This window comes from Spirillospora sp. NBC_01491 (genome assembly GCF_036227065.1).
Taxonomy (GTDB): Bacteria; Actinomycetota; Actinomycetes; order Streptosporangiales; family Streptosporangiaceae; genus Spirillospora; species Spirillospora xylanilytica.
In genome coordinates, this window is sequence record NZ_CP109432.1 from 5935132 (window position 1) to 5948770 (window position 13639).

The following is a 13639-nucleotide window of genomic DNA, read 5'->3' on the forward strand; positions in this document are numbered from 1 at the left end:
TATTGTCGCGTGCACCCTGTCCGGCCGGGCACCTATCAGCGTAGGAGCCCGGAGCGCACGTCCGGAGCGAGGCGGTGGTATGCGCGGTGCGGTACGCAGGCCGTACCCGCGCGGTGCGCGTGATGCGGCGGATCGGCGCTGATCGGGGCGTGACCGCGGGTCCCACCGCGTTGGGCTCCCGGGTGCGCCGCCGTCTGGACGATACCCGTGGTGGCGGCGCACCCGGTAAAGCACACGTGTCCAGGGGAAACGACGCGTCCACCTTGAGGGCGGACGCGTCGTTTGTGGAAGGCCGGTTGCGGCCAGGGACCGGGCCGTCGGCCGCGACCGCGGGAACGTGGACGGCATGGTTTCGGCGCGCCACCGCCTCGGGCGGATGGCACGGGTCAGGGCGCCGGCGCGGGCTCCAGGTGCACCAGGCCGAGGCCGAGCCGCGCCCAGCTCGCCACGAACCGCTTCTCGTCGATGCGGGTCGGCGGCTCGTACATCGCCTCGTTGGCCAGCCAGTAGTTGACCACCGCGCCGCCCAGGATCGAGGCGATCGCCGGCCAGTCCTCGTCGGAGCCCTCGAACTCGGGCTGGGTCGCGAGCCAGGTGGCGATGCTGTCGTAGAGCGGGTTGACGATGCCCTCGCGCATCTCGGCGACCAGGCCGGGGAACTGGTCGAGATCGCGGAACAGCACCCGGATCAGGTCCTGCTCCTCGCGCATCTTGGCCAGCCCGATCTGGCACGTCATCCGCAGCCGCTGCTCGAGCGGCCGGTCCTCGTAGACGGTGGCCTGCTGCATCACGTCGTCGATCTGGTGACGGGTGCGTTCGATGTGCTCGCGGATGCCGGAGGCGAGCACCTCCTGCTTGGACCGGAAATGGCGGTAGAGCCCGCCCGCTCCCGGTGACAGGCCGGCCGCGGCCTCGATCTCCGCGACCGAGGTGGCGGCGTATCCCCGGTCGGCGAACAACCGGAGCGATTCGACCACGATCCGCTCGCGTGTGGATGACGTCATGGTGATGTGTTCCTCCGCAAGAACACTAAGGCATCAGGGGCCTGACATGCCCTGTCGAGGCACCGGCGCGCCCGAATTCGTGATCGGGCTCGCGTCGGGCACGGGACGGCTAGAGTTCATGCCCTCGAGCCCTGTCGCCGGAAGGGCGCCGTCGGAAGGGTCGAGGATGTTTGTGTCTCCGCGGAAGGACGGCCGGGGGGCCTTCCTCCCCGAGGACTTCGTGATCCCCACCCTGGTGGCTGGGCCGCGGTTCCGGATCCGGCCGATCACCGTGAGCGACGTGGTCAAGGACTACGGCGCGGTCGTGGGCAGCCTGGAGCGGCTCCAGGGCAGGTTCGGGCCCGAGTGGGGCTGGCCCGACGGCGAGTTCACCTTCGAGCAGGCGCTGATCGACGTTGCCTGGCTCCAGAAGGAGGGCCAGCTCCGGCGGTCGTTCAGCTACGTCGTGACGACGCCGGACGAGGAGCGCCAGCTCGGCCGGATCCACGTCGCGCCGTCCGACGACTCCGCCGCCGACGCGGTCGTGGTGTTCTGGGTCCGCGCCGACGCCGAGGAGACGGGGCTGGAGCGGGAACTGGAGACGTTCGTCCGGGAGTGGGCCACGACGGCCTGGCCGTTCGAGGTCGTGCGCTTCCCCGGACGCGGCGACACCGCCTGATCCGGCTGAGGCCGTCCGGTCCGGCGGGCCTGGTCAGCCGAGGCGGCGGATCAGGCCGACCAGGATGCGGCCCGCCACCAGGTAGACCACGGCCGCGAGCCCGTGGTTGACCGCCACCTCCACCTTGTGGTCCCTGGGCTGGAACACGTCCTTGAACTGCCAGGCGAGGTCGGTGGCGCGGTCCCCGGTCCAGCGGACCAGGTCGTTGGCGGTGTTGGCCTCGAACGCCACGAACACGATGTGCACGGCCAGGACGAGCACGACGACCGTGGTGACGACCGAGACCGCGGTGGCGAGCACGCGGGCGGCGCGCCTGCGGGCCGCGGCGGCTCCGGCCGCGGTGGGGCGCCGCCGCCGTGCCGCGGGGGTGCTCTGTGCGGGGGTGCTCTGCGCGGGAGGGGACGCGGCGGTGCTGCCGGGGCCATGCTCTGGGGTGCTGCCGGGGTGATGCGTCGTCGGACGGTCGCGGTCTTCGGCCATGTCGCCCTCTTTCCGGGTGGGGCGGGGGACGCGGCGGGCCGGTGGTGGGTCCGGTCCGGGGGTTTCCTGGTCAGGCGGTTTGTAGGTGGAGGGTCGGGTATATCCCCCTCGCAAGGTGGCTGTTTCAGACGACCGGGACAACCAGTTTCGGTCGGTGCTATCTCGGACGGCCGTCGCGCGAATGGACCCCGCGCTCTCCCATTCGGATCCCGTCGCATCGCCACTACCGGGAGAGCGCGGGTACGCGCGCGGCCGATGCGCCCGGGGCGGCCACGGCCGGCCGCCCGCCGGGCCCGGATCCGGGACGTGCTCCCGGGCGGCGATTGTGCCATACCCCCCCTTTACCCTGTGGGACGTGCTGGACCATGATTCGCCGGAATTCCCGGCCCGCGATTCCGCTCCCGACGCCCTCGCCCTCGGGTTCGACCTCGATCTGACCCTCGCGGACACCCGTGCCGGGATCAGCGCCGTCTACGCCGCGCTCGCCGACGAGACCGGCGTCGCGATCGACACCGCGGCGGTGGTGGCGCGCATCGGCCCGCCCCTGGAGGAGGAGTTGGCTTACTGGTTCCCGCCCGGTGAGGTACCGGCCATGGCCGCCCGCTACCGCGCGATGTACGCCGACGTCGCCGTCCCCGCGACGGTGCTGATGCCCGGTGCGGCCGCGGCGCTGGAGGCGGTGCGCGCCAAGGGCGGACGGACGGTGGTGGTGTCCGGCAAGAACCAGGCCGACACCGAACGCACCGTCCGGTTCCTGGGGCTCCCGGTGGACGTCGTGGTGGGCGGCTTCTTCGGCGCCGACAAGGGCGTGGCGCTGCGGCGGCACGGTGTGGGCGCCTACATCGGCGACCACACCGGCGACGTGGACGCGGCCCGCGCGGCCGAGGCGGTCGCGGTGGGGGTGGCCACCGGCTCGTTCGACTCGGCGGCGCTCAGCGCGTACGGCGCCGACGTCGTCCTGCCCGATCTGCTGGCCTTTCCCGGGTGGCTCGGCGAGTACTCCGGCGCCTGAACCGTTCGACGTCCCGTCGTGATCGGCGCCGTCCGGCCCCGCTTGATCATCCGCTATTCGGGCGGCCGGCCGTCTGAGGGCGTACCGGTTGATAATGGGATGCCCTTCCCGGGCGCTCCAGGTAGCTTCTGTCCGTTGGCCCGCAGTGGTTCCCGGCCGTCACCGGTGTGTTCACCGGCACGCGGCAAGGCACTAATCTTGGGGTCAATTCAGAACGAGAACTGATCGAGGTCTCCCCGTGCCGACTGGCAAGGTCAAGTGGTACGACGCCGACAAGGGATTCGGCTTCCTCACCCGCGACGACGGCGGTGAGGTGTTCGTGCACTCCTCCGCCCTCCCCGGCGGGCTGACGGCGCTGAAACCCGGTCAGCGGGTGGAGTTCGGCGTGGTCGAGGGGCGGCGCGGGCAGCAGGCGCTGTCGTTGCGCGCGCTGGAGACCCTGCCGTCGGTCGAGAAGACCATCGCCAAGCAGAAGCGCAAGAAGCCGGACGAGATGGTCGTGATCACCGAGGACCTGATCCGGCTGCTCGACGACATCTCCACCGTCTACCGGCGCGGCAAGCACCCGGCCCCGGCGGAGGCCAAGAAGATCGCCATCGTGCTGCGCGCGGTCGCCGACGACCTGCACTCCTGATCCTGGCGCAGCCGCCGCGGATACGGCCGATTTCGGGGACTCGACCGGAGAGTGCGTTTTCTGATCCGCGTCCGGCCCACCTCCCGTGCGCCACGCCCGTCCCCCTGCGCCGATCCCGTGTCAGCGGCGGCCTGACGGCGGTTGAGGGAGGTGTGGTGCCCGGCCACGTCCTTCCATGGGCGAGAATTGAGCCGTGAGCCCACTCCGTCAGTCCAGCCCAGCGAGTTCCGCCGCCGCCTCGACGCGGCGAACCCGTACTCCCGCCGTCGACGCCGCCTGCGCGGAGGCCGTCGACCTGGCCAGGGACGCCGCCGAGGAGACGGCCTGGCCGACGCGGGTCGGCGAGCACCTCGGCCTGCGGGGCGAGGGCGACCGGGTGGTCACGCACGACTTCGCCTGCCTCGACCCCGCCTACCGGGGCTGGCGGTGGGCGGTCACGGTGACCCGCGCCGCGCGGGCCAAGAACGTCACGGTCGACGAGGTCGTCCTCCTGCCCGACGACGGCGCGCTGCTCGCGCCGCCGTGGGTGCCGTGGCTGGAGCGGCTGCGGCCGGGCGACCTCGGCCCCGGCGACCTGCTGCCGACCGCCCCCGACGACGTCCGGCTGGCCCCCGGCTACACCCAGGTCGACGACGCCACCGACCACGAGAACCAGTGGGAGCTCGGCCTCGGCCGGGTCCGGGTGCTGTCCCGGGAGGGCCGCGACGAGGCCGCCGAGCGCTGGTACGAGGGGACCGCGGGGCCGCGCGCGCCGATCGCCGCGTCCGCGCCGGCGCAGTGCTCGACGTGCGGGTTCTACGTGCCGCTCGCGGGCGAGATGCGGCTGGTGTTCGGCGTGTGCGCCAACGAGTACGCGCCCGACGACGGCCGGGTGGTGTCGGCCGACCACGGCTGCGGCGCGCACTCCGAGGCGGTCGTCGTGCCGCCGGTGTCCGAGCACAACCCGCCGGTGATCGACGAGTTGGGCTATGATGTCGTGCCCGAGGACACGCCGGCGGATTCCGAGGCCGAAGAGGCCCTCGGGCGCAGCTGAGCGCCCGGCGATGACCTCTCAGGCGGGGCCGCCGGGCGGCGACCCGTTCGGCACCGGGGCCCTCCGCGACCGGGTGCTGCGGGCGTGGGGCGAGTCGCCCGCGCGGTTCCGCGAGGACGCCAACGCCGAGGAGGACCAGGCCCTCGGCGGCTATCGCGACCGCGTCGTCGTCGAGCTGGCACAGAACGCCGCCGACGCGGCCGTCCGGGCCGGGGTGCCCGGACGGCTCCGGCTGACCCTGCGCACGGCGGCCGGCGCGGTGGCCACGGACGCGGTGGCCACGGACGCGGCGCCTACCGGTGCGGTGCTGACGGCCGCCAACACCGGGGCGCCGCTCGACGCCGCCGGGGTGGAGGCGCTGTCCACGCTGCGCGCCTCGGCGAAGCGCGACGACGCCGGCGCGGTCGGGCGTTTCGGTGTGGGGTTCGCCGCCGTGGTGGCGGTCAGCGACCGTCCCGCGATCGCGTCGGTCACGGCCGGTGCCGGCGCGCCGGAGACGACCATGGACGGCGCGACCGGCGGGGCCGGCGCGGCCGGGGTCGAGTGGTCGGCGGCGGGCGCCCGCGCGCTGATCGCCGGGCTGCCCGCGCTCGCCGCCGAGCTCGACCGTCGCGAGGGGCAGGTGCCGCTGCTGCGCCTCCCGTTCCCGCTGGACGGTCCCGGCCTGCCCGAGATCCCGTCCGGCTTCGCCACGGCCGTCCGGCTGCCGCTGCGCGACGCCGGGGCGGCGGATCTCGTCCGGCGGCAGCTCGACGCGTTCGGGCCGGCGCTGATGCTCGCGCTGCCCGCCCTGGAGTCCGTCGAGATCGACATCGACGGGACGGTGCGCGCGCTGACCGCCGAGCGCGGCCCGGACGGCCTGGTGATCATCGACGGCGAGCCCTGGCGGACGGCCGAGGCGCACGGCACGATCCCGCCCGCGCTGCTCGCCGACCGGCCCGTGGAGGAACGCGCCCGTCCCGCCTGGCAGGTGCGCTGGGCGCTCCCGCGTGACGCCGGGGCCGCCGTGCCGCGCGTCGTGCACGCGCCGACCCCGAGCGACGAGCGGCTCGACCTGCCCGCGCTGCTGATCGCCTCGTTCCCGCTCGCGCCCGACCGCCGCCATGTCGCGCCCGGCCCGCTCACCGACTACCTGGTCGAACGCGCCGCCGAGGCGTACGAGCGGCTGCTGCTCGACGAGCCGACGAGCCCGAAGCTCCTGGACCTGGTCCCCGGCCCGGTGGGGGCCGGCGAGCTGGACGCGCGGCTGCGGCGGGCCGTCCTGGACCGCCTGCCCGAGGCCCCGCTGCTGCCCGCCGCCGGCGTGGACCCGCAGGACGATCTCGAGGGGCCGCGCCGGGTCCGGGGCCGCGACGCGGTCGCCGTCGACGGCCCGTCCGCGCTCATCGAGCTGCTCGGCGGGCGCGGCGGCAGTGGAGAGGGCGGTTCCGGCGAGCCCCTGGACGGCGAGCCCCTGGACGGCGGGGCCGTGATGCCGGGGCTGCTGCCGCCCGACTGGCCCGCCCGGCATCCGGCGCTGGCCGCGCTCGGCGTCCGGCGGGTGGAGATGGCCGACGTCATCGACGAGCTCGCCGCCCTCGACCGCGAGCCGCGATGGTGGCGGGGCCTGTACGAGACGCTGAACGGCGCGTCCACCGATTCCCTGGGCGCCCTCCCGGTTCCGCTCGCGAGCGCCGCAGCCGACTCCTGGGGGCCGGGCGGAGGGTGGCCGGGCGGAGGGGCCGGCGCCGCGCGCGGCGGACGGGTCGTCCGGGGGCCGCGCGGGCTGCTCATCGCGGGCGACGGCGTCGATCCGTCGGCGCTCGGCGTGCTCGGGCTGCGCTTCGTCCACCCCGAGGCCGCGCATCCGCTGCTGCTGCGGCTCGGCGCGGTCGAGGCGGGGCCGCGCTCGGTCCTCGCCGATCCGGCGGTGCGGGCGGCGGCCGAGGGCTCGTTCGACGCCGATGACCCCGACGAGGTGGCCGAGGCCGTCCTCGGCCTGGTCGCCGCCGCCGGGATCGACCCCGGCGACGAGCCGTGGCTGGCCGAGCTCGCGCTCCCGGGCGCCGACGGCGACCTCTATCCGGCCGGCGAGCTGCTGCTGCCGGGCAGCCCGCTGCGCGCGGTGATGGCCGGGGACGCCCCGTTCGGCGTGGTCGACGGCGACCTGCTCGAACGCTGGGGCCCGGACCCGCTCACCGCCGCCGGCGTGCTCGACGGCTTCGCGCTGGTGCGCGGCGAGGACGTCAACCTGATGGGGCTCGCCGACCAGGCCGAGGCGTTCGACCTCGACGACGAGGACCGCTGGGCCGACGAGGTCCTGACCCGGCTGGGCGAGCAGGACCTCCCGCCGCTGCTGCCGGAGTTCCAGGCCGTGCGCGACCTCGAGCTCGTCGAGGACTGGGGCGCGGCCCTGCGCCTGCTGGCCCGGCCGCCGTGGCGGGCCGCGATCACCGAACCCGCGCACGTGGCGCTGCACGACGGACGGCGGGCCGTGGTCCCCTCCTACACGGCGTGGTGGCTGCGGGCCCGTCCGGTACTGGACGGACGTCTCCCCGGGGAGTTCCGTCTACCGGACGACCCTGAGGGCGCGGGCGGCACCGATCTGCTGAGCGGGCTCTACGACGCCGCTCCGGACGGTCTCGACGAGCGCCTGCTGCTGGCGCTGGGCGTACGGACGTCCCTGGCCGACCTGCTCGACGAGCCCGGCGGCGTCCAGGAGCTCCTCGACCGGCTCGCAGACCCCGCCCGGACGGTGACCCGCGCGCAGCTCGGCGGGCTGTGGACCGTCCTGGCCGAGATTCTCGACGAAACCGGCGGGCCCGGCCCGCGGATCGACCCGCCGGAGCGGGTGCGGGCGCTGGTGGACGGCGAGGTCGAGGTCGTCGAGGCCGCGGACGCCCTGGTCCTGGACCGGCCGGACGTCCTGCCGCTGCTGCCCGGCCAGCCGCTGATCATCGCCGGGTACGGGCGGCACGGGCGGCTGGCCGAGCTGCTCGACCTGCCCGCCGCGGGGGAGGAGATCCCCGGCGTGGTGGAGTCGGCGGGGGCGGAGCGGGCCGTCCCGGACGCGGTGCGGGCCGTGCTGCCGGACGCGCCCGAGACCTACACCGCCCACGAGCGGCTGATCGTGGACGGGCAGCCGGTGCCCTGGTGGTGGGGCGGGCCCGGGAAGCAGGGCGAGCCCGACGCCGTGCACGCGAGCGGCCACGCGGGGCTGGCGCGGGCGCTGGCGTGGTCGGCCGGCCGGTGGTCCGAGCGGCTGCTGGTCGAGGCCGTGCTCCGCGACCCGGACGCGCTGCCGGTGCTGCTCGCCGAGGCCGACCTGACCCCGTGACCCACGGCGCCGCCGCGAGCGCCCGGACCGGGTCAGGCCCGGTCAAGTCCCGTCAGGCCCGGGTCAGGCGCTCTCGCCGCCGGTGTTCCGGGCGGCGGCGCGGTCGGCCTCCTGGCGGGCCCGTCCAGCCTGCAACCTGGGGATGTACCAGACGGCGAACAGCCCGATCACGATGCCCGCGGCGCACGTCCACAGCCACCAGCGGTCGCTCTCGGGCAGCCCGACGATCAGCATGACGATCAGCGCCGCCGCCCACGCGGCCGTCCCGGCCATGGCGATTCGCACGTCGTTGGTCCGCATCGGCGGTGGATCGGGGCGGCGCGCTCGGGTCATGCGCCCAGATTACGCGGCGCCCCCGTGATCGCGGCTTCGCATGTCAGCGGGCGGTCATGGGACCATGGAGGCAGACCAACCAGCGATCGGAGGGTGAAGTCGTCCATGCCGCGCCGGGCCGCCGTGCCCGGATCGGACCGGACTGCCCGCGCCGGCGATCTGGCGGAATAGGTTCCGCCGACGTATCGTTAGCAAAAGCAATGACTTCTGCGAACGACAATGACAACGCCACCGACCAGAAACCGCGCGGCACCGGCCCCGGGGCTGGCCGAGGAGCTGCGCATCTCGATCGCCCGGCTGTCGCGCCGCCTGCGCACCCTGAGGACCGCGGCGGACGGCGGATCCGCGGGCCCGCTCTCCCTCACCCAGTTCGCCGCGCTCGCCGCCATCGAGCGGAACGGCTCGATGACGCCGCGCGAGCTGGCCGACCACGAGAAGGTGCAGCCGCCCTCGATGACCCGGGTGATCGCCTTCCTGGAGGAACGGGCGCTGGTGGTGCGCAGCCCGCACCCGACCGACGGCCGCCAGGTGGTGCTGAGCGCGACGGAGGAGGGACGCTCCCTGCTGAAGGAGGAGCGCCGCCGCAAGGAGGCGTGGCTGTCCCGGCGGCTCGGGGAGCTGACCGCCGACGAGCGGGAGATCCTGCGCAAGGCGGCACCGATCCTCGACAAGCTCAGCAGGTCCTGACCCTCTCCGGCTCCCCCCTGCCCGGAGCCGCGGCGCCGGGCGGGACAGGCGAGAGCGCCGGCCTCCTCGTCGAGGAGGCCGAGGCCATCGTCGCCGCCGAGGAGACCGACGGGGTGGCCGGACGGCCCAGGCGGCCCGAGGAATCCGGAGTGCTCGAGGGATCCGGAGAGCCCGAGGGACCGGAGAGACCCGCGGAACCCAAGGAACCCGAGGAGGCTCGCGCCGGCGGGATGTTCCGCTCGCTGCGGGTCCGCAACTACCGGCTCTTCGCGGCGGGCCAGGTCGTCTCCAACACCGGCACCTGGATGCAGCGCGTCGCCCAGGACTGGCTCGTCCTCGAACTGGCGCACGGCAGCGGGACGGCGCTCGGAATCACGACCGGCCTCCAGTTCCTGCCGCTCCTGCTCTTCGGACTCTGGGGCGGGGTCATCGCCGACCGCTACCCCAAGCGCCGGGTCCTGATGATCACCCAGGTGGCGATGGGCGCGCTCGCGCTGATCCTCGGCGTCCTGGCCATCACCGGCAGCGCGCAGGTCTGGCACGTGTACATCCTGGCCTTCGGCCTCGGGCTCGCCACCGTCGTCGACAACCCCACCCGGCAGTCGTTCGTGGTGGAGATGGTCGGCAAGCGGGACCTGCCGAACGCCATCGCGCTCAACAGCGCCACGTTCAACGGCGCCCGGCTGCTCGGCCCGGCCGTGGCCGGGGTGCTGATCGCGGTGCTCGGCAGCGGGCCGGTGTTCCTGGTGAACGCGGCGTCGTTCGGCGCCGTGCTGTTCGGCCTGTACGCGATGCGGCAGAGCGAGCTGCACGTGGCCGAGCCGGTCAAGCGCGCCAAGGGGCAGCTCCGCGAGGGGCTGCACTACGTGCGCGGGCGGCCCGACCTGATCCTGGTGCTGGTCCTGGTCGGCTTCGTCGCCACGTTCGGGATGAACTTCCAGATGACCACCGCGCTCGTCGCCCGGGAGGTCTTCCACACCGGCGCGTCCTCGTTCGGGCTGGCGTCGAGCATGCTCGCGGTGGGCGCGCTCACCGGCGCGCTGATGGCCGCGCGCCGCGCGACCCGGCCGCGGCTGCGGCTGCTGCTGGTCGCGGCGCTGCTGTTCGGCGTGCTGGAGGTCGGCACCGGGCTGATGCCGACGTACTGGTCGTTCCTGGTGCTGCTGGTCCCGACCGGGATCGCGCTGATGACGTTCACGACGGCGGCGAACGCGACGATGCAGCTCGGCGTGGCGCCCGAGATGCGCGGCCGGGTGATGGGGCTCTACATGTTCGTGTTCCTGGGGACCAACCCGCTGGGCGCGCCCACGGTCGGCTGGATGGCCGAGCAGTTCGGACCACGGCTGAGCATCGTGCTCGGCGGCGCGATCGCGGTCATGGTCACGCTGGTGGTCGGTCTGGTGGCGGCGCCACGTGGAACGGTCCGTCCGGCGCTCGCCCGGGTGCTGCACCCGCGCCGCCGCCTGGCGAAGGCGTGACGCGCAGGTGAGGGCGACGGGGCGGCCGGGTGCACGGCAATGTTCGGCTCCGTGCACGTGACAACGTGCGGTACCGGCTGAAAAGCTGATCGGGTGGCTCTCCGGATCTGTCCATGAGACTCTTCGTGGCGCTCGTACCGCCGCCGGTCGTCCTCGACGAGGTCGAGGAGGCCGTCGCGCCCCTCAAGGCGGAGGGGCCCGAACTCGCGTGGATCCGGCGGGAGCTGATCCACGTCACGCTGAGCTTCCTCGGCGCGGTCGACGACCGCACCCTCGACCGTCTGCTGCCCCGGTTGGAACGTGCCGTCGCCCGGCACGGCCGGCTGTCGCTGTCCCTCGCGGGCGCGGGCGCCTTCCCCGGCAACGGCGCGCACGCGCGGGTGCTGTGGACGGGCCTCTACGGCGACCGGCGCGGGCTGGCCGGGCTGGCCGCCTCGACGTCCGCCGCCGGACGGCGCGCCGGCACGCTCCCCGACAAGCACCCGTCCTTCCGGCCGCACCTCACGCTCGCCCGCTCCCGGCAGCCCGCGGACGTGCGGCCGGTGATGGAGGGGCTGTCGACGTTCGCGGGCACCGCGTGGACCGCCGACGCCGTCCACCTGATGCGCAGCCACCCCCCGGGCAAGCTGCACGGCCAGGTGGAGTACGAGTCCATGAAGACCTGGTCACTGCGCTGACCCCAGCCCCTGGTCCCCTTCGAGGGCCTGGCCCGGCGCGGGTCAGAGCTCGGGCGGCGGGGGAGCGGGACGATCGGCGTCGGGCGGGCCCCAGGGGAGCCCGAAGCGCTCGCAGGCGCGGCGCAGCTCATCGAGGTCGGGAGGGAACGAGACCTGCCGCAGCACCCGGCCGGACGGTCCCCAGACCACCAGCCGCGGCATCCGCTCGTTCGACTCGTCGATGCCGACGCCGCCGACCCGGTCGCGGGCCAGGTCCCATTCGACCCGGCCGCGGCGGGTGATCACCGCGAGCCCGGCCGGGGACACCCGGAGCTGGGCGCGGTTGCGGTCGTACAGCCAGTAGCCGCCGAGCCCGATCAGCAGCCCGGCCGGCAGCGACCAGACCGCCGTCGCGGCGAACCCGCCGAGGTCGGGACCGAGCCAGATCGCGCCGACCAGCGCGACCGCCTCGCACAGCAGCAGGCTCATCCCGTACGTCCCGAGCCGGGACCGCCGGGTCGCGTCGAGCTGCACGCCGGGCGCGGTGACCGGCCCGGGGGGCGCGGCGATGCCGGGCACGGGACGGGGGCCGGCGGCCTCCCCGGTCCCGGCGGCGCCCGCCCCCGCACCCGCGCCCGCGCCCGTGTCTGAGCCGGTCTCGGTCGGGCCGGTCTCGGACGGGCCGGACTGCGCCCCCACGGCCGCCGCGGCGGCGGGCTCGGCCTCCACAGCGGGCTCGGCGGCGGTCGCCGACAGGGTGGAGACGGCCGCGTGGAACGCGGCGCTGAGGTAGGCGTCGTACTCGGCGTCGGTGACCGGGAGCCCGGCCCTGAGGGCGGTCTCGCGCAGGTCGGTGCGGGAGATCCGCAGGGTCGACAGCGGCGCGGCGAAGAACTCGTCGCCGTCGGAGTCGTAGAGCCGGACCCAGGCGTGCCCGGCGATGGTCAGCAGCTCGATCCCGCCGATCCGGTCCTCGGGCATGCGCAGCACCACGTCGCCCGCGGCGTCGGCCCAGCCGAGGCCGCCCTCGGCGACCACCAGCCGCCCGCCCGGCACCTGCGCGAAGATCTCGGGCAGCCCCTCCAGGCCGTACTCGGGCGGGCGCGGCACCCGCGCCGACGGGGTGATCACCCGGTAGCCGTGGTCGTCGAGGGCGTGCGTGAGCTGGAAGGCGTCCAGCCCGTGCGCGGGCAGCCGGGCGATCAGCGCCAGCCGGTGGTCGAAGGCCAGCACCGCCGGATCGGCCCGCTGCGGCTCGCCGGTCAGCGGATCGGTGCGGAGCCCGGGACCGACCACGAGCGCGGCGACGCGCGTCGCCGGGAGCTCCTGGAGGCCGCGCCGCCCGGCACGGCCCCGCACCCGCAGCCGCCGGGCGGTGATCGTCCAGTCCACCCGGGCGGTGCGCAGCATCCGCCGGCGGGCCGCGAGCACGCCGGTGATCGCGGCCAGCGCCCAGCAGCCGGCCGCGAGCCGGGCGCCGAAGCCGACGGTGCCCTCGATCGCGACGCGCACGACCATGACGGCGCCGAGCAGGCCGGTGAGGGTGCCGAGCGTCGCGATGCGGCGGCGGCTGGGCAGCGGCGCCGGGGTCCGCAGCCGCACCGCCGCGTCGAGGCCGGCGCCGCCGGCGGGCGATCGCTCCGCGGTGCCGGCGGTGAGGAGGGAGCGCGGCTCGCGCGGCGGCTCGTGCGCGGCGGAGAGGAGCTCGGCCTCCTGGTCGAGCAGCCGCTGCTCGGCGGTGTGGTCGCGGGGGAGGCGGCCGGCGCCGGGGGTGTCGTCGAGGTCGGGGGCGCGCAGCGCCTCGTCCACCGCGGGATCGAGCAGGTCGGCGCTGTCGCCGTCGAGGACGTGCACCGGGATGCCGAGGCGCCGGGCCGTCACGAACAGCGCCAGCGGCTCCAGGCCCATCGCCGTCAGCCCGCCCGCTGACGTGCGGCCGAACCGGTGGAACACCGTCAGCGCGCCGTCGCCACTGGTGATCGCCAGCCCCTCGATCCGGGACCGCTCGTACCGGACGAGGCTCGTCCCGCCGGAACCGACCCGTTCGAGCCCCTGGTCGGACAGCCGCCAGTAGGGCCGGGGGCGCCGGCCGTGGATCTCGGGGGCCGCGCCCAGCAGCCAGGGGGCCAGGGCCACCGCCGCGATCAGCGCCGCCCAGAGCCAGACCGGACGGATCGGCACCAGCGCCAGCGCGACCGCCAGGAGGGCGAACGGCCCCGCGGCGATGGGACGCCAACGCCCGCCGGGTGCGCGCAGGCCCTCCAGCTGTTGCTCCACAGTCCGCATCCTCTCGCGGGTCCCCGCGGGCCCGTCGACTCCTTCCGCGATCCGATCCGCGCCCGTCACCG

12 protein-coding genes are annotated in these 13639 nt (G+C 75.1%); 8 read left to right on the forward strand and 4 right to left on the reverse strand.

Annotated features, from left to right (window positions below; translation table 11 throughout):
- Window positions 1-386: 386 nt before the first annotated feature.
- Window positions 387-1004: a TetR/AcrR family transcriptional regulator gene (locus OHA34_RS27680; RefSeq protein ID WP_285938527.1), complete on the reverse strand. Its 618-nt coding sequence runs from the start codon at window positions 1002-1004 to the stop codon at window positions 387-389.
- 172 nt (window positions 1005-1176) lie between these two features.
- Between OHA34_RS27680 and OHA34_RS27685 the strand changes: the two genes are divergently transcribed.
- Entirely contained in the window at window positions 1177-1662 is a 486-nt protein-coding gene (locus tag OHA34_RS27685; protein WP_329519356.1) for a GNAT family N-acetyltransferase, read from the forward strand.
- A gap of 33 nt (window positions 1663-1695) precedes the next feature.
- Here the strand turns inward: OHA34_RS27685 and OHA34_RS27690 are convergent, their stop codons facing one another.
- Window positions 1696-2142, reverse strand: coding sequence for a hypothetical protein (locus tag OHA34_RS27690; RefSeq protein ID WP_285938525.1), 447 nt, complete (start codon window positions 2140-2142; stop codon window positions 1696-1698).
- Window positions 2143-2497: 355 nt separating this feature from the next.
- On the opposite strand from OHA34_RS27690, the gene OHA34_RS27695 reads away from it, so the two are divergent.
- From OHA34_RS27695 to OHA34_RS27710, 4 genes are all read left to right on the forward strand, one after another.
- Entirely contained in the window at window positions 2498-3154 is a 657-nt protein-coding gene (locus tag OHA34_RS27695; protein WP_329519357.1) for an HAD family hydrolase, read from the forward strand.
- 238 nt (window positions 3155-3392) lie between these two features.
- Entirely contained in the window at window positions 3393-3788 is a 396-nt protein-coding gene (locus tag OHA34_RS27700; protein ID WP_285938523.1) for a cold-shock protein, read from the forward strand.
- A gap of 193 nt (window positions 3789-3981) precedes the next feature.
- Window positions 3982-4821, forward strand: a complete 840-nt coding sequence (locus OHA34_RS27705) for a DUF3027 domain-containing protein (RefSeq protein WP_329519358.1) — start codon at window positions 3982-3984, stop codon at window positions 4819-4821.
- Window positions 4822-4831: 10 nt separating this feature from the next.
- Window positions 4832-8137, forward strand: a complete 3306-nt coding sequence (locus OHA34_RS27710) for a sacsin N-terminal ATP-binding-like domain-containing protein (RefSeq protein WP_329519359.1) — start codon at window positions 4832-4834, stop codon at window positions 8135-8137.
- A 63-nt stretch (window positions 8138-8200) separates the two neighbouring features.
- Here the strand turns inward: OHA34_RS27710 and OHA34_RS27715 are convergent, their stop codons facing one another.
- Complete coding sequence (locus OHA34_RS27715; RefSeq protein ID WP_329519360.1) at window positions 8201-8470, reverse strand: DUF2530 domain-containing protein; 270 nt, start codon at window positions 8468-8470, stop codon at window positions 8201-8203.
- Between the two features lie 219 nt (window positions 8471-8689).
- On the opposite strand from OHA34_RS27715, the gene OHA34_RS27720 reads away from it, so the two are divergent.
- The 3 genes from OHA34_RS27720 (at window position 8690) to thpR (ending at window position 11312) form a co-directional block, all read left to right on the forward strand.
- The gene (locus OHA34_RS27720; protein ID WP_285938518.1) at window positions 8690-9157 is read left to right on the forward strand and encodes a MarR family transcriptional regulator; all 468 of its coding nucleotides are present in this window, start codon (window positions 8690-8692) and stop codon (window positions 9155-9157) included.
- Between the two features lie 230 nt (window positions 9158-9387).
- Window positions 9388-10635: an MFS transporter gene (locus OHA34_RS27725; protein ID WP_285938633.1), complete on the forward strand. Its 1248-nt coding sequence runs from the start codon at window positions 9388-9390 to the stop codon at window positions 10633-10635.
- Window positions 10636-10748: 113 nt separating this feature from the next.
- On the forward strand, window positions 10749-11312 hold the full coding sequence (thpR, locus tag OHA34_RS27730; protein ID WP_285938517.1) for an RNA 2',3'-cyclic phosphodiesterase: 564 nt from the start codon (window positions 10749-10751) through the stop codon (window positions 11310-11312).
- Window positions 11313-11354: 42 nt separating this feature from the next.
- Here thpR and OHA34_RS27735 read toward each other — a convergent pair whose 3' ends face one another.
- Window positions 11355-13568 (reverse strand): hypothetical protein, encoded by a 2214-nt coding sequence (locus OHA34_RS27735; protein WP_329519361.1) that lies wholly within the window; start codon window positions 13566-13568, stop codon window positions 11355-11357.
- Between the last annotated feature and the right edge of the window lie 71 nt (window positions 13569-13639).